This is a genomic window from Paracoccus sp. NIOT.M2S5SZ12, from assembly GCF_057748165.1.
Window position 1 is genome coordinate 90,688 of the sequence record NZ_JBYLFR010000007.1, and the last position, 17,275, is coordinate 107,962.

The 17,275-nt window shown below is 69.1% G+C and carries 18 protein-coding genes; 3 read left to right on the forward strand and 15 right to left on the reverse strand.

Translation table 11 applies throughout. From position 1 onward, the window contains the following. Nucleotides 1-7: 7 nt before the first annotated feature. The 3 genes from AC2SGK_RS08345 to AC2SGK_RS08355 are packed head-to-tail and all read right to left on the reverse strand — an operon-like array spanning nt 8 to nt 2,617. On the reverse strand, nt 8-973 hold the full coding sequence (locus tag AC2SGK_RS08345; RefSeq protein WP_488323121.1) for a site-specific tyrosine recombinase XerD: 966 nt from the start codon (nt 971-973) through the stop codon (nt 8-10). Continuing rightward, the gene (locus AC2SGK_RS08350) at nt 970-2,436 is read right to left on the reverse strand and encodes a hypothetical protein (protein WP_488323122.1); all 1,467 of its coding nucleotides are present in this window, start codon (nt 2,434-2,436) and stop codon (nt 970-972) included. The genes AC2SGK_RS08345 and AC2SGK_RS08350 overlap by 4 nt, the downstream gene beginning before the upstream one ends. After that, on the reverse strand, nt 2,429-2,617 hold the full coding sequence (locus tag AC2SGK_RS08355) for a hypothetical protein (RefSeq protein ID WP_488323123.1): 189 nt from the start codon (nt 2,615-2,617) through the stop codon (nt 2,429-2,431). Before AC2SGK_RS08355 ends, AC2SGK_RS08350 begins: the two co-directional genes overlap by 8 nt. 71 nt (nt 2,618-2,688) lie before the next feature. On the opposite strand from AC2SGK_RS08355, the gene AC2SGK_RS08360 reads away from it, so the two are divergent. Further along, nucleotides 2,689-3,294: a shikimate kinase gene (locus AC2SGK_RS08360; protein WP_488323124.1), complete on the forward strand. Its 606-nt coding sequence runs from the start codon at nt 2,689-2,691 to the stop codon at nt 3,292-3,294. Further along, nucleotides 3,291-4,400, forward strand: coding sequence for a 3-dehydroquinate synthase (gene aroB, locus AC2SGK_RS08365; protein ID WP_488323125.1), 1,110 nt, complete (start codon nt 3,291-3,293; stop codon nt 4,398-4,400). Before AC2SGK_RS08360 ends, aroB begins: the two co-directional genes overlap by 4 nt. A gap of 75 nt (nt 4,401-4,475) precedes the next feature. Here aroB and AC2SGK_RS08370 read toward each other — a convergent pair whose 3' ends face one another. Both AC2SGK_RS08370 and ssb read right to left on the reverse strand, forming a co-directional pair. Further along, on the reverse strand, nt 4,476-5,522 hold the full coding sequence (locus AC2SGK_RS08370) for a Leu/Phe/Val dehydrogenase (protein WP_488323126.1): 1,047 nt from the start codon (nt 5,520-5,522) through the stop codon (nt 4,476-4,478). A gap of 217 nt (nt 5,523-5,739) precedes the next feature. After that, the gene (gene ssb, locus AC2SGK_RS08375) at nt 5,740-6,252 is read right to left on the reverse strand and encodes a single-stranded DNA-binding protein (protein ID WP_488323127.1); all 513 of its coding nucleotides are present in this window, start codon (nt 6,250-6,252) and stop codon (nt 5,740-5,742) included. A gap of 171 nt (nt 6,253-6,423) precedes the next feature. Here ssb and AC2SGK_RS08380 point away from each other — a divergent pair, with 171 nt between their 5' ends. Next, complete coding sequence (locus AC2SGK_RS08380) at nt 6,424-7,050, forward strand: lytic transglycosylase domain-containing protein (protein WP_488323128.1); 627 nt, start codon at nt 6,424-6,426, stop codon at nt 7,048-7,050. A 27-nt stretch (nt 7,051-7,077) separates the two neighbouring features. Here the strand turns inward: AC2SGK_RS08380 and AC2SGK_RS08385 are convergent, their stop codons facing one another. From AC2SGK_RS08385 to sucC, 10 genes are all read right to left on the reverse strand, one after another. Then, nucleotides 7,078-7,590, reverse strand: a complete 513-nt coding sequence (locus AC2SGK_RS08385) for a transglycosylase SLT domain-containing protein (RefSeq protein ID WP_488323129.1) — start codon at nt 7,588-7,590, stop codon at nt 7,078-7,080. Continuing rightward, nucleotides 7,583-8,971, reverse strand: coding sequence for a dihydrolipoyl dehydrogenase (gene lpdA / locus AC2SGK_RS08390; RefSeq protein WP_488323130.1), 1,389 nt, complete (start codon nt 8,969-8,971; stop codon nt 7,583-7,585). The genes AC2SGK_RS08385 and lpdA overlap by 8 nt, the downstream gene beginning before the upstream one ends. Nucleotides 8,972-9,037: 66 nt before the next feature. Continuing rightward, on the reverse strand, nt 9,038-9,439 hold the full coding sequence (locus AC2SGK_RS08395; protein WP_488323131.1) for an MAPEG family protein: 402 nt from the start codon (nt 9,437-9,439) through the stop codon (nt 9,038-9,040). Then, a complete protein-coding gene (locus tag AC2SGK_RS08400) occupies nt 9,439-9,693 on the reverse strand; it encodes a hypothetical protein (RefSeq protein ID WP_488323132.1) in 255 nt (84 codons plus the stop codon). Before AC2SGK_RS08400 ends, AC2SGK_RS08395 begins: the two co-directional genes overlap by 1 nt. Before the next feature lie 98 nt (nt 9,694-9,791). Continuing rightward, entirely contained in the window at nt 9,792-11,309 is a 1,518-nt protein-coding gene (gene odhB / locus AC2SGK_RS08405) for a 2-oxoglutarate dehydrogenase complex dihydrolipoyllysine-residue succinyltransferase (RefSeq protein ID WP_217844519.1), read from the reverse strand. 4 nt (nt 11,310-11,313) lie between these two features. Beyond that, nucleotides 11,314-14,280: a 2-oxoglutarate dehydrogenase E1 component gene (locus tag AC2SGK_RS08410; protein WP_488323133.1), complete on the reverse strand. Its 2,967-nt coding sequence runs from the start codon at nt 14,278-14,280 to the stop codon at nt 11,314-11,316. A 36-nt stretch (nt 14,281-14,316) separates the two neighbouring features. Next, nucleotides 14,317-14,592: a hypothetical protein gene (locus AC2SGK_RS08415; protein WP_488323134.1), complete on the reverse strand. Its 276-nt coding sequence runs from the start codon at nt 14,590-14,592 to the stop codon at nt 14,317-14,319. Nucleotides 14,593-14,755: 163 nt separating this feature from the next. Then, nucleotides 14,756-15,640: a succinate--CoA ligase subunit alpha gene (gene sucD / locus AC2SGK_RS08420; RefSeq protein ID WP_411839135.1), complete on the reverse strand. Its 885-nt coding sequence runs from the start codon at nt 15,638-15,640 to the stop codon at nt 14,756-14,758. 11 nt (nt 15,641-15,651) lie between these two features. Continuing rightward, nucleotides 15,652-16,071: a hypothetical protein gene (locus AC2SGK_RS08425; protein WP_488323135.1), complete on the reverse strand. Its 420-nt coding sequence runs from the start codon at nt 16,069-16,071 to the stop codon at nt 15,652-15,654. Next, the gene (gene sucC, locus AC2SGK_RS08430) at nt 16,071-17,264 is read right to left on the reverse strand and encodes an ADP-forming succinate--CoA ligase subunit beta (RefSeq protein WP_488323136.1); all 1,194 of its coding nucleotides are present in this window, start codon (nt 17,262-17,264) and stop codon (nt 16,071-16,073) included. The genes AC2SGK_RS08425 and sucC overlap by 1 nt, the downstream gene beginning before the upstream one ends. Nucleotides 17,265-17,275 lie beyond the last annotated feature (11 nt).

Sequence of the window (17,275 nt, forward strand, 5' to 3'; positions counted from 1 at the left end):
AGTCCCGTCAGGTTGAGGAAGCGGAGCCGCGCGGATGGGGCCGCGCCAGGGGGTGATGGTTCAGAACCAGCTCGCGCATGCGATGGTTCAGCACATGGGTATAGATTTCGGTCGTTCCCAGGTCGGCATGGCCCAGCAGCATCTGGATGCTGCGCAGGTCTGCGCCCCCCTCCAGCAGGTGGGTGGCGAAGGCGTGGCGGATGACATGGGGCGTGACGCGGGTCGGATCGATCCCCGCCGCGACAGCCATCTGGCCCAGAAGCCGCGAGACGCCCTGCCGCGGCAGATGCCCCGCAGCGCCCGGCGCGGGGAACAGCCACCGCCCGCCCTTGGCAGCCAGCAGCCGCGCCAAGGGGCTGCCCTCGGGGGCGGCGTCGCGCAGCGCCAGCCAGTCGCGCAGCGCCTTCCGCGCCGGGCCGCCCAGGGGGACCATGCGGTCCTTGTTGCCCTTGCCGCGGATGACCAGCACCGCCGGATCGCCACGGCAGCCCGCGACCGGCAGCTCGACCAGTTCCGAGACGCGCATGCCGGTGGCATAGAGCAGCTCGATCAGGCACAGGTTGCGCGCCCGGTCGGCCGGGTTGCGCCCGATGGCGGGGGCCGCGCCCAGAAGGCCCTGGATCTCCTCGCGCGAGAGCGTGCGGGGGATGCGCTTGGCCCGGCCCGGTCCCGCGATGCGGATGGCCGGATCGTCGGTGCGCCAGCCCTCCTCCAGCGCGAATCGCGTGAACTGGCGGATCGAGGACAGCCGCCGCGCCCGCGTCGCCCGCGACAGGCCCTGCGCGTCGCAATGGGCCAGGTAATCCTCGACCAGCGGGCGGGTCAGCGCGGCCAGCGTCAGCGCCCGCCTGTTCAGCCAGTCGGACAGGTCGCGCAGATCGCGACCGTAAGCCAGCAGCGTGTTGCGCGCCGCCCCGGATTCCGCGGCCTGGGCGTCCAGAAAGGCGCTGATGGCGTTGTGATCGGCGCTCATGGCTGGGCGGTCATCTGCGGCAGCAGGACGACCTGCGCCTGCGCGCGGTCGGCGTCGCGGTCCAGGCCCAGGGCGCGCAGCATCGCGATGCCGCGGCCCGCGCGGGCCAGATCGCCCTCGATCGCGGCGTCGATGTCCGCCATCGCGGTCAGCAGCGCCTCGCCCCGCCGGGTCTCGGGCACGGGGGGGACGGGGGCCTCCATCGCGGGGTCTGGCGTGGGCACGGTCGCGTCGGCCAGGCCCGACCAGGCGCGCAACAGTTCGGCCACGCGGGCGGCCTCTGGGTCGGGGATCGCGGCGGGCAGGTCGGCCGCGACCATCGCGGCCAAGAGATCGGCCATGCCGGCGGCGCGGAACTCCTCGAAGGCGCGGGGTAGGGCCTGGGTCAGGTCGCCCCCCGCCAGCGCGGCCTCCAGCGTGCGCATGACGCCCGCCCGCTCCCACACGCCGCCCGATGCGGCGGGGCGCTGTTCGCCATAGATCTGGCGCAGGGTCGCGGCGGGCAGGGCGCCGGTGCGCGCCAGCCGCTCGGCGGCCTCCAGCCGGGCCTTGAAGCCGCTGTTCAGCCGCAGGTCCGATTGCGCGAAGGCCACGGGCAACGTCAGCGTGGGCAGGGGTTGGCCCACCGCCTCGTGGATGCGGAATTCCAGCGGGCTGAGGCGTTCTGCGGGTTCCAGCAGCTCGGTCCCGTCCACAAAGGCGTCGTCCAGGAAGTGCGTCATCAGCACGGCCTGGCGTTCGTCGATCAGGCCCAGGGTCTCGGCGCCGTGCAAGCTGACGGCGGCCGCGGCCCAGTCCCCGGTCTGCGCCAGGCAGAAGATCCGCGCCGCAAAGCTGGGCGCGATGCCGGGCGTGCCGTTCATGATGGCGCAGGCGCGACCCTCGTCGCCCTCCAGCAGGGCGATGTCGAACATGCGGCGAAAGATCTCGGGCTGGCCGGGACCGGCGGCGACCAGCAGGGCCTGCGCCTCGTCCAGCGCGCCCATGTCCAGAAGGCGGTCGGCGCGGGCCAGGAACAGTTGGCCGCGTGCGCCCTGCCCCCCGGTGGGCGGGGCCAGCTGCGCGGTCAGCACCCGGCGCAGCAGCGCCTGCATCGCCTCCAGACGCGCGGGCGTGGCCAGCACCATCGGCGCCAGCACCGCCGGATCGCTGCCCGACCACAGATCGGGCGGCAGGCCGGCGCGGCGCGGGCTCTGCGTGCCGGTATGGTCGGGATCGCCCTCGTCCAGGCGGCTGACCTGCACGGGACCCACCGCGCCGCTGGTGGCGACGGGCTGGGGCCGGGCATCGGGGCGCGGCGGGGGCGCGTCGCCCGGCCGCCAGGCCGAGCTTTCGCGCACCGGACCGCGCACGCTGCCCGAAAGCCAGTCGCTGGCCGACAGCGGCTGCTGCTGCGCGGCGGCCGGACCCGCCAGCAGCGCCACCGTCACGGCCAGCGCCGCCCAAGGGCCGCTATCAGCCACCCGAGGCCTCGGTCGGTTCCGTGGCGGGGGCGGGGGTCGTTGTGTCGGCTGCGGGCGCATCCATCTGCAGCGGCGTGCGCACCTCGCGGCGGTTGGGGGCCATGTCGCCGAAATAGGCATAGCCCGCCAGGCCGATCAGCCCCGCCAGAATCAGCACCACCAGCAGTTTCAACATCCGCATTCGATTCGCCTTTGCTCGACCGTGTCTTGTTGTGTCATGGCCGGTCTGAGGCCGGCCCAGGGCGAATATATATGGCAATTTCCGAAAGATCACGTCATTCAGTCAGCCGATTGACGGGGGGCCGGATGACACAGGTGCTGACGCGCCATATCGTGCTGATCGGAATGATGGGGGCGGGCAAGACCGCCATCGGATCGGAGCTGGCGCGCCGCCTGCGCGTGCCCTTCACGGATTCCGATGCCGAGATCGAGGCCGCCGCCGCCATGACGATCAGCGAGATCTTCGCCCGCGACGGCGAGGCGTTCTTTCGCGCCCGCGAGGCGCAGGTGCTGGCGCGGCTGCTGGCGGGGGCGCCCTGCGTGATCTCCACCGGGGGGGGCGCCTGGATGCGCCCCGAGAACCGCGTGGCCATCGCCGCGCGGGGCCTGTCCGTCTGGCTGAACTGCGCGCCCGAGACGCTCTGGGCGCGGGTCCGGCAGCGCCCGACGCGGCCGCTGCTGCAGACCGCCGACCCCAAGGGCACGCTGCTGCGGCTTCTGGCCGAGCGCAGCCCCGTCTATGCGCTGGCCGACATGGAATTCGTGTCCTGCGCGGGCGACAGCATCGAGGCCACCGCGCTGCGGTTGCTGGCCGAGTTGCGCGCCGCCCATCCCACGCTGATGCAGGAGAGACCATGACCGATCCGGTGACCGTGACCGTGCCCTTGGGCGACCGGGCCTATGAGGTGCGCATCGGGCAGGGGCTGCTGGCCGATGCGGGCCGGCATGTCGCGCCCCTGCTGGCGCGGCCGCGCGTGGCGATCGTCACCGACGAGGTCGTCGCGCGGCTGCACCTGCCGGCGCTGGAGGCGGCGCTGCGCGCGGAGGGCATCGCCTGCGAGGCGCTGGTCCTGCCCGCGGGCGAGGGCACCAAAAGCTGGCCGCAGCTGACCCGCTGCGTCGAATGGCTGCTGGAGCGGCAGGTGGAGCGGCGCGACGTGGTGCTGGCCCTGGGCGGCGGCGTGATCGGCGACCTGGTGGGCTTCGCCGCGGCGATCCTGCGCCGCGGCGTGCGCTTCGTGCAGCTGCCGACCACGCTCTTGGCGCAGGTCGACAGCAGCGTGGGCGGCAAGACCGGCATTAACAGCCCCCACGGCAAGAACCTGATCGGAGCGTTCCACCAGCCGTCGCTGGTCCTGGCCGATATCGACGTGCTGGACACGCTGAGCCCGCGCGACTTCCTGTCGGGCTATGGCGAGGTGGTGAAATACGGACTGCTGGGGGATGCCGATTTCTTCGGCTGGCTGGAGGCGCACGGGCCGGACCTCGCGCGCGACGCGGGCCTGCGCCAGCGCGCGGTCGCGCATTCGGTGGCCATGAAGGCCGGCATCGTCACCCGCGACGAGACCGAGCAGGGCGAGCGCGCGCTGCTGAACCTGGGCCACACCTTCGGCCATGCGCTGGAATCGGCCACGGGCTATTCCGACCGGCTTCTGCATGGCGAGGGGGTGGCGATCGGCTGTGCGCTGGCCTTCGATCTGTCGGCGCGGATGGGGCTGTGCCCGCAGGAGGACCCGAGCCGGGTCCTGGCGCATCTGCGCGCGATGGGCATGCCCGCGCGGCTGTCCGACATTCCGGGCGCGTTGCCGGACGATGCGGCGCTGATCGCGCTGATGGGGCAGGACAAGAAGGTCGTGGACGGGCGGCTGCGCTTTGTCCTGGCGCGCGGGATCGGCGCGGCCTTCGTCAGCGACGCGGTGGAGGGCGCGACTCTGACCCGGGTGCTGGCCGACGCGCGGCACTGATCGCCGTCCCGGCCCGGAAAGCCGCGCCGCCCCCCATCGAGGGGGACGCCGCGGCTGGCTGGCGCCGGAGCCGGATCAAGCGGCGCGGCGGGGCGAGAGCATCGCCTCGACCATGCGGTCGGCCACCCGCGCCGGCAGGTCGCCGCTGGCGGTGGCGCGGGTCAGCATCTCATCGACGCGGCCGGCGATGGCGGTCAGGCGCTCCAGCCGCCAGGCGTCGGGATGGCCGTGGATCTCGCTGGCGACGCTGATGATGCCGCCCGCGTTCACGACATAGTCGGGCAGGTAGGTCACGCCGCGCGCGGCCAGAATCGTCGCCACGCCGTCATCGGCCAGCTGGTTGTTAGCGGCCCCGCAGACCAGCCGCGCGGTCAGCGCCTGCGCGGTCGTCCCGGTCAGCACGCCGCCGAGCGCGCAGGGCGCGAAGATGTCGATCTGCTGATCGAAGACCGCATCGGGGGCGCAGATCGTGGCGCCCAGCTGATCCTGCGCGTCGCGCAGCGCGGCCTGGTTGATGTCGGTCACGATCAGCTGCGCCCCGGCGGCGGCCAGCTTGTCGGCCAGCGAGCGGCCGACATGGCCCAGCCCCTGCACCAGCACCCGCCGTCCCGTCAGGTCGTCGCTGCCGAGCGCGTGGCGCGCGCCTACCGTCAGGCAGCGGAACACGCCCTCGGCGGTCCAGGGCGAGGGGTCGCCCGAGGCGCCCGACAGGCCCACGGCAAAGCGCGTCGCCTGCGCCGCATGGGCCATGTCCTCGGGCGAGATGCCCACGTCCTCGGCCGTCCAGTAGGTGCCGCCGAGCGCATCCACCGCCTCGCCGAAGGCGCGCATCATCGCGGGCGTCTTGTCGCGGCGCGCGTCGCCGATGATGACCGCCTTGCCGCCGCCGAGGCCCAGATCCGCCATCGCGTTCTTGTAGGTCATGCCGCGGGCCAGGCGCGTCACGTCATGGATCGCGGCCGCGTCATTGGCATAGTCCCACATCCGGCATCCGCCCGCCGCCGGCCCCAGCACGGTCGAATGCAGGCAGATCAGCGCGCGCAGCCCCGCCTGCGGGGCCTCGGCCAGCACCAGGCGCTCATAGCCCGGCGGGGGGGTCAGATCGGTCAGTGTCAGGGTCATGGCGCGTGCCTTCCTGTTGCGTCCGCGCGGATCAGCCGCGTCGAGGATCAGCCCAGAAAGACCCGTCGCGCAGGCTTTGCAAGCGCGGGATCATTCGCAAAGCGCGGCCCCCCCGCCGCGCAACTTGCCGCAAGGTCGGACGGGGCGGGCCGAAAGATCGCACCACGAAAAAGGGCGGCCCGAGGGGCCGCCCGTCGCAGGTGATTCGCGGGTCCGATCAGAACGGGATCTCGTCGTCGTAATCCGCGCGGCCGCCGCCGCCCTGACTGCCGCCGCCGCGCAAGGACGAACCGCCGCCCTGGTTGTAGTCGTCATAGCCGCCGCTGTCGCGGCCCCCGCCCATGCCGCCGCCACCCATGCCGCCGCCGCCGCCGCCGCTGGCGCCGTCCAGCATGGTCAGCGTGCCGCCGATGCCGCGCAGGACCACCTCGGTCGAATAGCGGTCCTGGCCGGACTGGTCCTGCCACTTGCGGGTCTCCAGCGCACCCTCGACATAGACCTTGCTGCCCTTCTTCAGATAGCGCTCGACCACGCCGACCAGGCCTTCGTTGAAGATGGCGACGGTGTGCCACTCGGTGCGCTCCTTGCGCTCTCCGGTGTTGCGGTCCTTCCAGGTCTCGGAGGTGGCGATGCGCAGGTTCGCGACCTTGCCGCCGTTCTGAAAGCTGCGGATTTCCGGGTCGCGGCCCAGATTGCCGACCAGGATGACCTTGTTGACGCTGCCAGCCATGTGCGCGCTCCTTGGGTTATGTCGATTTCCATCGGGTCTAGCCCAGCCCGCCGGTGGAAGCCAAGCAGGAAGTCGCGCAGCACCAACCCGCAGCTTTCCGAAGACCGGTTTTGATGTATAGTGACGCCAAAGACGGCGCCCGGCGCCGAACGAAGAACGAGGGCGGACATCATGCGGATCACCCATTCCCTGGCGGCTTCGCTGTGCGCGGCGGTCGTGCTGGCCCTGGCGGCCCCGACCGAGGTCGGCGCGCAGGGGCTGCGCCTGTCGGGAAGCTCCTCCAAGTCGCGGGCCGAACAGTTCGCCCGGCAGACCCGCCTGATGGATTCGCGGCTGTCGACGCAGTATCAGTCCTCGGCCCGGCTGCAGCCCAATGCGGGCCGCCAGGAGATCGTGCTGGAGAGCGCGCCGAACATCCCGCGCTATACCGGGCGGCGCAGCGAATACCTGCCGCATGCGCGCCAGGCCGCGCAGCGCCACGGCATCCCCGAGGATCTGTTCCTGAGGCTGGTCCAGCAGGAATCGGGCTGGAACCCCAATGCGCGCAGCCACAAAGGCGCGATGGGTCTGGCGCAGCTGATGCCGGGCACGGCGGCCAAGCTGGGGGTGAACCCCAACGACCCGATCCAGAACCTGAACGGCGGTGCGCGCTATCTGCGGATGATGTACAATCAGTTCGGCAACTGGACTCTGGCCCTGGCGGCCTACAATGCCGGGCCGGGGGCGGTGCAGAAGCATGGCGGCGTCCCGCCCTATCGCGAGACGCGGAACTATGTCCGCATCATCGCCGGGGGCTGACCCCCGGCGTCCGGTCGGGCCGGGGCCTCAGGCCCGCAACCCGGTCACGCGCAGCAGGCCGCGCCGCCGCGCCTCGTAGTAATAGCCCCGCGAATACCAGCTGATCGCCCCGTCGGGGTCGCCATCCGCGACGATCCAGGCGCCGCGCAGGTATTTCACGCCAAAGCGCAGGTTGGTGTCCGCATCCAGCAGCTGGGAGGCCGGGCCGCGATGGCCCATGGTGCGCGCCGTGGTCGGGTTGATCTGCATGAGCCCGTAATACGAGCCGTTGCGGGCATCCGGGCGGTGGCTGGATTCGCGCAGGATCACCCGCTGCACAAGGCTGGTGGGCACCTGATAGTGGCGCGACCAGTAGTTGATGCGCTGGCGCAGTTCGGGCGTCTCGTTGGGATAGAGGCCGCTGCCGCCGATGCGGCCGTTGCCGCCCGACGATCCGCGCCCGCCGCCGCAGGCCGCGACGGCAAGGGCCGCCAGCAGCAGCCCGCGCCGCGGCAGGGTCAGGGCGGCGCGCGCCGCCCCGTCCGCCCCGGCCTTACGCATGGATCGCCCCGTCGCCGCAGGCCAGCGCCGCCTCGCGCACGGCTTCCGACACGGTCGGATGCGCATGGCAGGTCAGCGCCAGATCCTCGGCCGAGGCGCCGAACTCCATCGCCACGCAGACCTCGTGGATCAGGTCGCCCGCCGACGGCCCGACGATGTGGCAGCCGAGGATCCGGTCGGTCTCGGCATCGGCGATCAGCTTGACGAAGCCCTCGCCCAGGAACTGCGCCTTGGCGCGGGCATTGCCCATGAAGGGGAACTTGCCGATCTTGACTTTGCGCCCACCCTCGCGGGCCTGCTCCTCGGTCAGACCGACATTGGCGACCTCGGGGGTGGTGTAGATGACGCCGGGGATGACACCATAATTCACATGGCCATGCCTGCCGGCGATGACCTCGGCCACCGCCATGCCCTCGTCCTCGGCCTTGTGGGCCAGCATCGGGCCGGGCACCGCGTCGCCGATGGCATAGACGCCCTTGATGCTGGTCGCCCAGTGATCGTCGATCTTGACGAAGCCGCGATCGGTCATTGCGACGCCAAGCGCGTCGAGGCCCAGGCCCTCCACATGCGGACGGCGACCGGTGGCGACCAGGACCACGTCGGCGGTCAGGCTGTGGGTGCTGTCATCCTTTTTCAGCGCATAGGTCACAGTGGCCTGGCCGTCCTTGGCCTCGGCCGACTGCACGGCGGCGCCCATGACGAAGGACAGGCCCTGCTTGACCAGCATCTTCTGGAACTGCTTCTGCACCTCGCCGTCCATGCCGGGGGTGATGACGTCCAGGTATTCGACCACCGTCACCTCGGCCCCGAGGCGGGCATAGACTGAACCCAGCTCCAGCCCGATGACGCCTGCGCCGATAACGACCATGGATTTGGGAATCTGCTTCAGCGCCAGCGCGCCCGTTGAATCGACGATCACGCCCGCGTCGTTGTCGACGGTCACGCCCTTCAGCGCGGCGGGGGAGGAGCCGGTGGCGATGACGATGTTCTTCGTCTCATGGACGGTGTCGCCGACCTTGACCTGGCCCGCGGTGGGGATGGAGGCCCAGCCCCTGATCCAGTCGATCTTGTTCTTCTTGAACAGGAATTCGATGCCCTTGGTGTTGCCGGTGACCGTCTCGGCCTTGTAACCCTGCATCTTCTGCCAATCGACGGTCACCTCGGGGGCGATCAGGCCCATCTTCTCGAAGTTCTCATGCGCCTCGTGCAGCATGTGGGTGCCGTGCAGCAGCGCCTTGGAGGGGATGCAGCCCACGTTCAGGCAGGTGCCGCCAAGCGTCTCGCGGCCCTCGACGCAGGCCACCTTGAGGCCCAGCTGGGCGGCGCGGATGGCGCAGACATAGCCGCCGGGGCCGGCGCCGATCACGATGAGATCATACATGGCAGTTCCTTTAGATCAGGCCGCAGCGGCGGGGGCTTCGCGCCCCCGCACCCCCGCGGGATATTTTCATGAAGAAGAAAGCAGGGCGGAGAGGATCATCAGCACGGTCGCCCCGAAGCCGATGATCCAGATGATCGACCGGCCCGGCACCCAGCCCCGCACATAGGCGGGGATGTAGAGGATGCGCGCGGCCACATAGGTCCAGGCGCAGATCGCCGTCAGCGTGCCGGATGCCTGGCCGAGCGTGACCACGACCACCGCCAGGGTGAACATGATCAGGCCTTCGAAATGGTTGTTGAAGGCACGTTGCAGGCGGCCGGCCGTCCCGGTCAGCTCGACCTTGCCGCCGTCGCGCGGGCTCATGGCGGCGCGGCGGCCGACCTGGCGCTGCGCCATCACGGAATAGGTCGCGAACTGCGCGGTCTGGATCAGGCCGGCGACGGCCAGGGCTGCGACCTCGGGGGACATCAGACGGTTTCCACGAAATGCGCGTCGGTGGCGGTGACGCCGGCCTGGGCCGCGAAGACCGCCGAGGCGCCGTCCAGATAGTCGCGGGCGGTCTTGGGGTTGCCGACCTGGAACAGCGCCCAGGAATGACCGTCATCCTCGCGCCAGAGCTGCAGCTGGGTCAGGCCGTTGCGGCCCCGATCCTCGGCATCGGCGTCGAAGGCCCGGCGGAAGGCGGCGGCGTCGGCATGGGTGTAGCGGACGATCAGTTGCATGGGTCAGGCTCCGGTTCGTGACGGCCCAGCTTTGGTCCTGCGCCGCCGGGAGTGCAAGCCCGTGGCGCGAGAGGGGCCCCGAAGGGCCCCCGGCGGGATCAGAGATCCATCAGCAGGCGGCGCGGATCTTCCAGCGCCTCCTTGACGCGGACCAGGAAGGTCACGGCGCCCTTGCCGTCGACGATCCGGTGGTCATAGGACAGCGCCAGATACATCATCGGGCGGATGACGATCTGACCGCCGACGACCACGGGACGCTCCTGGATCTTGTGCATGCCCAGGATGCCCGACTGCGGGGGGTTCAGGATCGGCGACGACATCAGCGAGCCGTAGACGCCACCGTTCGAGATGGTGAAGGTGCCGCCCTGCATCTCGGCCATGGACAGCTTGCCGTCGCGGCCCTTCAGGCCCAGCTCGCCGATCTCCTTCTCGATGGCAGCGAAGCCCTTCTGGTCGGCGTCGCGCACGACCGGCACGACCAGACCCGAAGGCGTGCCCACCGCGACGCCCATGTTGACGTAGTTCTTGTAGACCACGTCGGTGCCGTCGATCTCGGCATTGACCTCGGGGACCTCCTTCAGCGCGTGGCAGCAGGCCTTCACGAAGAAGGACATGAAGCCCAGCTTGACCTTGTGCTTCTTCTCGAAGGCGTCCTTGTACTCGTTGCGCAGGCCCATGATCGCGGACATGTCGACCTCGTTGTAGGTCGTCAGCATCGCGGCGGTGTTCTGCGCGTCCTTCAGGCGGCGGGCGATGGTCTGGCGCAGGCGGGTCATCTTGACCCGCTCCTCGCGCGCGGCATCCTCGGCCGGGCGGGGGGCGGCGGGAGCCTTCGCGGCGGGCGCGGGGGCTGCCTTGGCCTTGGCCACGTCCTCCTTCATCACGCGGCCGTCGCGGCCCGAACCCTGGACCTGGTCGCGGCTGACGCCCTTCTCGGCCATGGCCTTCTTGGCCGAGGGTGCATCCTCGACGTCGCGCGGCTTGGTCTCCTCGGGGCCGGCATTCGGCAGGACGGTCTCCTGCGCATCCGACGCCTTGGGCGCGGCGGTGCCGGCGGCACCCTCGGTGATGATCGCCAGGCGCGCCTTGGCATCGACGGTCGCGCCTTCCTCGGCCAGGATCTCGGCCAGGACACCCGCGGCGGGGGCCGGGACCTCGACCGAGACCTTGTCGGTTTCCAGCTCACAAAGCATCTCGTCGGCCTCGACTCGGTCGCCCGGCTTCTTGAACCAGGTGGCGACGGTCGCCTCGGTCACGCTTTCGCCCAGGGACGGGACCATCACGTCCACGGAATTGCCGCTCATTGTCTTCTGTTCCTCGGTCTTTTCGGCCGGTGCTTCGGCCTTGGCAGGTTTCGGGGCGGGGGCGGCGGCTTCGCCACCCTCGCTGATCTGGGCCAGCAGCGCGTCGGGCCCGACCGTCTCGCCCTCGGCGGCGACGATCTCGGCCAAGGTGCCGGCGGCGGGGCTGGGCACCTCGACGGTGACCTTGTCGGTCTCCAGCTCGCACAGCATCTCGTCGACCTCGACGCGGTCTCCGGGCTTCTTGAACCAGGTGGCGATGGTGGCCTCGGTGACGGATTCGCCCAGGGCGGGCACGCGGACTTCGGTGGTCATCGGATCATCCTTCAAGGTTCAGGGCAGAGGCGACCAGCGCCTCCTGTTCGGCCTTGTGGCGCGAGGCCAAGCCCGTGGCGACCGAGGCCGCGGCGTTGCGGCCCGCATAGCGCGCGCGGGTGTGCTTGGCGCCAAGCCGCTCCAGCACCCATTCCAGATAGGGCTCGACAAAGCTCCAGCCGCCCTGGTTCTTGGGCTCCTCCTGGCACCAGACGACCTCGGCCTGCTTGAAGCGACCCAGTTCCTTGACCATCGACTGTGCCGGGAAGGGATAGAACTGCTCCAGGCGCAGGAGGTAGGTGTCGGTGATCCCGGCCTCGTCGCGCGCCTTCAGCAGGTCGTAATAGACCTTGCCGGAACAGATGACGACGCGCTTGATCTGCTCGTCGGCCACCAGTTTGGTCGGCGATCCGCCGCGCTCGGCATCGTCCCACAGCACGCGGTGGAAGGTCGAGCCGGTCTGGAACTCCTCGGCGCGGCTGACCGCCAGCGGATGGCGCAGCAGCGATTTCGGCGTCATCAGCACCAGCGGCTTGCGGAAGCCGCGATGGATCTGGCGGCGCAGGATGTGGAAGTAGTTCGCGGGCGTGGTGCAGTTCGCGACGATCCAGTTGTCCTCGGCGCATTGCTGCAGGAACCGCTCCAGGCGGGCCGAGCTGTGCTCGGGGCCCTGACCCTCGAAGCCGTGCGGCAGGAGCATCACCAGGCCCGACATGCGCAGCCATTTCTTCTCGCCCGAGGAGATGAACTGGTCGAACATGATCTGCGCGCCGTTGGCGAAGTCGCCGAACTGCGCCTCCCACAGGGTCAGCGTGTTGGGCTCGGCCAGCGAATAGCCGTATTCGAAGCCAAGCACCGCGTATTCCGACAGCATGCTGTCGATGACCTCGTAGCGGGCCTGACCCTCGGCGATGTTGTTCAGCGGATAGTAGCGGTCCTCGGTCTTCTGGTCGATGAAGGCCGAATGACGCTGGCTGAACGTGCCGCGCGTGCTGTCCTGGCCCGCCAGGCGCACGCCGTGCCCCTCGGTCACCAGCGAGCCGAAGGCCAGCGCCTCGGCGGTGGCCCAGTCAAAGCCCTCGCCGGTCTCGAACATCTGCTTCTTGGCCTCGATCAGGCGGCCCACGGTCTTGTGCAGGTTCAGCCCCTCGGGGACGGTGGTCAGCGCGCGGCCGACCTGGGTCATCACCTCGGGGGCGATGCCGGTCTCACCGGCGATGTAATCCGCGCCCTCGCGGTCCAGACCCGACCACTTGCCGTCCAGCCAGTCGGCCTTGTTCGGCTTGTAGCTTTTGCCGATCTCGAACTCCTCGTTCAGATGGGCCTGGAAGGCGGCCTTCATGTCCTCGATCTCGCCCTCGGGGATCAGCCCGTCGGCGACCAGACGCTCGGTATAGAGCTGCAGCGTGGTCTTCTGCGCCTTGATCTTGGTGTACATCGCCGGGTTGGTGAACATCGGCTCGTCGCCTTCGTTGTGACCGAAGCGGCGATAGCAGATGATGTCCAGGACAACGTCCTTCTTGAACTTCTGGCGGAACTCGGTCGCCACGCGGGCGGCATGGACGACCGCCTCCGGATCGTCGCCGTTCACGTGGAAGATCGGCGCCTCGACCATCAGCGCGATGTCGGTCGGATAGGGCGAGGTGCGGCTGAAGGCCGGCGCGGTGGTGAAGCCGATCTGGTTGTTCACCACGATGTGGATGCAGCCGCCCGTGCGGTGCCCGCGGATGCCCGACAGCTGCAGGCATTCCGCGACGACCCCCTGGCCCGCGAAGGCCGCGTCGCCATGCAGCAGGATCGGCAGGACCGAGCTGCGGTCGGTCACGTCGCCCAGCTGGTCGCCCTTGGCGCGGGCCTTGCCCAGCACGACCGGGTTCACGGCCTCCAGGTGGCTGGGGTTGGCGGTCAGCGACAGGTGGACGGTGTTGCCGTCGAATTCGCGGTCAGCGCTGGCGCCCAGGTGGTACTTCACGTCGCCCGATCCGTCCACGTCCTCGGGCTTGAAGCTGCCGCCCTGGAACTCGTGGAAGATCGCGCGGTAGGGTTTCGACAGCACGTTGGCCAGGACCGACAGGCGGCCGCGGTGGGGCATGCCGAACACGATCTCCTTGACCCCCAGAGCGCCGCCGCGCTTGATGATCTGCTCCATGGCGGGGATCAGCGCCTCGCCGCCGTCCAGGCCGAAGCGCTTGGTGCCCATGTACTTGACATGCAGGAACTTCTCGAAGCCCTCGGCCTCGACCAGCTTGTTCAGGATGGCGCGGCGGCCTTCGCGGGTGAAGGCGATCTCCTTGCCGTAACCCTCGATCCGCTCCTTCAGCCAGGCGGCCTCTTCGGGGTTCGAGATATGCATGTACTGCAGCGCGAAGGTGCCGCAATAGGTGCGCGTCATCAGCTCGGTGATCTGGCGGATCGAGGCGATCTCCAGGCCCAGCACGTTGTCGATGAAGATCGGCCGGTCCATGTCGCCGGGACCGAAGCCGTAGGTGGCGGGGTTCAGCTCGCCATGGTCGGGCACCTCGCGCAGGCCCAGGGGGTCCAGCTGCGCGTGCAGGTGGCCGCGGATGCGGAAGGCGCGGATCAGCATCAGCGCGCGGATGCTGTCCAGCACGGCCTGGCGCATCTGGTCGGTCGTCAGCGTGACGCCCTTCTCCTCGGCCTTGGCGGCGATCTTCTTCATCGCGGCATCGGCATCGCCCTTGGAGGCGGAGGGCCATTCGCCGGTCAGGGCGCTGGTCGTGTCGTCATGGGGGACCGGCGGCCAGTCGGCGCGCTTCCAGCTGGCGCCCTCGGCCTCGCGGACGGCCACGTCCTGATCGTCGCCAAGCGACCGGAAGAAGGCTCCCCAGGCCTCGTCCACCGCGCCCGCATCCTTGGCCCACTGGCCATAGAGCTGCTCCACATAGGCCGCGTTGTGGCCCTGCAGGAAGGAGGAGTCGTGGAAATCGGTGTTCTTTGGCTGGTCGGTCATGGCTGGTCCCCGTTCAGGGCAAATGGAAGGGTTGGGTCAGGCGCAGTAGATGTCGAAGATGCGGGCGCCGGGATCGGCGAATGGGTCGAGCCGCGGCTGCTGCTGGATGCGCAGCGGCGCGCGACGTTCGAGGCCGCACAGCGCGACGGCCGCGCGGCTCTCGGCGTTGGCGGGGGCGAAGGCAGGGCGATAGATCACCCGCCATCCGAAATCCCGCCGCGCCACGGTGCGCACCGATTCCGGCGGCAGGCCGCTGGCCTGATGCAGATTGGTGCGGGCGGGGATGCCTCCGGGCAGGATGTCGGTCGTCATCCTGTCGCCGCATGCGGCCAGGCCCAGCAACGCGACAAGCGACAGAAGGCCCCGCGCGCGCGGTCCCGTCTGTCGGCCTGGCTGTGGCTGCTGGTCCAATCGGTATCCCCTTGGTCGATCCGCCCCCCGGTACTTGGGTGCCGGGGGGCGGCAAGTCAAATCATCAACCCTTGATCGCCTTCAGCACGGCCTCGCCCAGGCCCGCGGGGCTGTCGGCGACGATGATGCCGGCCTTCTTCATGGCCTCGATTTTGGATTCGGCGTCGCCCTTGCCGCCCGACACGATCGCGCCGGCATGGCCCATGCGACGGCCCGGAGGGGCGGTGCGGCCGGCGATGAAGCCCGCGGTGGGCTTCCACTTGCCCTTACGCTTCTGCTCGGCCAGGAACTCGGCGGCCTCTTCCTCGGCCGATCCGCCGATCTCGCCGATCATGATGATGGACTCGGTCTCGGGATCGTCCAGGAACATCTGCAGCACGTCGATATGCTCCATGCCCTTGATCGGGTCGCCGCCGATGCCGACCGCGCTGGACTGGCCCAGGCCCACGTCCGAGGTCTGCTTGACCGCCTCATAGGTCAGCGTGCCCGAGCGCGACACGACGCCCACGCTGCCGCGGCGGAAGATGCTGCCAGGCATGATGCCGATCTTGCATTCGTCCGGCGTCATGATGCCCGGGCAGTTCGGCCCGATCAGGCGCGAGTTCGACCCGGCCAGGGCGCGCTTGACGCGCATCATGTCCAGGACCGGGATGCCTTCGGTGATGCAGACGATCAGCGGCACCTGGGCGTCGATGGCCTCCAGGATCGAATCCGCCGCGAAGGGGGGCGGGACATAGATCGCGCTGGCATTGGCGCCGGTTTTCGCGACGGCCTCATGGACCGAGTTGAAGACCGGCAGGCCCAGATGCTCGGACCCGCCCTTGCCGGGGGTCACGCCGCCGACCATCTGCGTGCCATAGGCGATCGCCTGCTCGGTGTGGAAGGTGCCCTGGGATCCGGTGATCCCCTGGCAGATGACTTTGGTATTCTTGTCGACGAGAACGGCCATTGTTGGCTTTCCTACTTTCTTGCGTTTCGGGGCGCTGGATTCGCTTGGATATCTGCGCGGAAGAATCCACTTGCCGGATCGAGCTGCGAGACCTGCCAATAACGACCGCCTCTTTCGGCCACGATCCATGGGTTCGCGTTTTCATAAGACCCGCCGGGAGTGCCATCTAAAAGGATGACGTCAACGCGGCCGCCAAATTCAATCAAAGCGCGCTGTAGATGCTTCTTCCGCAATATGTTTCCGGGCTTGTCTGTCCAATCTGCTCCCACCGGGTGGAGTTCCCGGAGGTCGAGATACGGGAGCTTGTCAGCAACTCCCATTTCTTTTATCCAGATTGTAATACAGATGCCGTCGGCCTTCTCAGACGACCAGTCCTGCCGTGGATTAGCCACGGCATAACCTAGCGCATTAAAGGCCGCGACAAACTTCATCAGCCCTTGACCGCCTTGACGATCTTCTCGGCGCCGTCCTTCAGGTCGTCGGCGGCGATCACGTTCAGGCCGCTATCCGCGATGATCTGCTTGCCCTGATCGACATTCGTGCCCTCGAGGCGCACGACCAGCGGGACCTGCAACCCGACTTCCTTCACGGCGGCGATGATGCCTTCCGCGATGATGTCGCAGCGCATGATGCCGCCGAAGATGTTGACCAGGATGCCCTTCACATTCGGGTCCGAGGTGATGATCTTGAACGCCTCGGTGACCTTCTCCTTGGTGGCGCCGCCGCCGACGTCCAGGAAGTTGGCAGGCTCGGCGCCGAACAGCTTGATGATGTCCATGGTCGCCATGGCCAGGCCCGCGCCGTTCACCATGCAGCCGATCTCGCCGTCCAGCGCGATGTAGTTCAGGTCGAACTTGGACGCGGCCAGCTCCTTGCTGTCCTCCTCGGTCTCGTCGCGCAGCGCCATGATGTCGGGCTGGCGGTAGAGGGCGTTGTTGTCGAAGCCCATCTTGGCGTCCAGACACTTGATCTGGCCTTCGGGCGTCACGATCAGCGGGTTGATCTCCAGCATCTCCATGTCCTTCTCGATGAACATGCGATACAGGTTCTTGACCAGCGCCACGCACTGCTTGACCTGCGCGCCTTCCAGGCCCAGGGCGAAGGCCACGCGGCGGCCGTGGAAGTCCGACAGGCCCGAGGCCGGATCGACGCTGAAGCTGACGATCTTCTCGGGCGTGTGCTCGGCCACTTCCTCGATGTCCATGCCGCCCTCGGTCGAGGCGACGAAGCTCACGCGCGAGGTCTGGCGATCCACCAGCAGCGCCAGGTACAGCTCGCGCGCGATGTCGCTGCCGTCCTCGATGTAGATGCGGTTGACCTGCTTGCCGGCCGGGCCGGTCTGATGCGTGACCAAGGTGCGGCCCAGCATCTGACGGGTCAGCTCCTCGGCCTCCTCGACCGACTTGGCCAGGCGGACGCCGCCCTTCTCGCCGGCTTCGGCTTCCTTGAAGCTGCCCTTGCCGCGGCCGCCCGCATGGATCTGGGCCTTGACCACCCAGAGCGGGCCGTCCATCTCGCCGGCTGCGGTCTTGGCCTCGTCGGCCTTCATCACGATGCGGCCATCGCTGACGGGTGCGCCGTACTGGCGCAGCAGCGCCTTGGCCTGGTATTCGTGAATGTTCATCTCGACCCCCT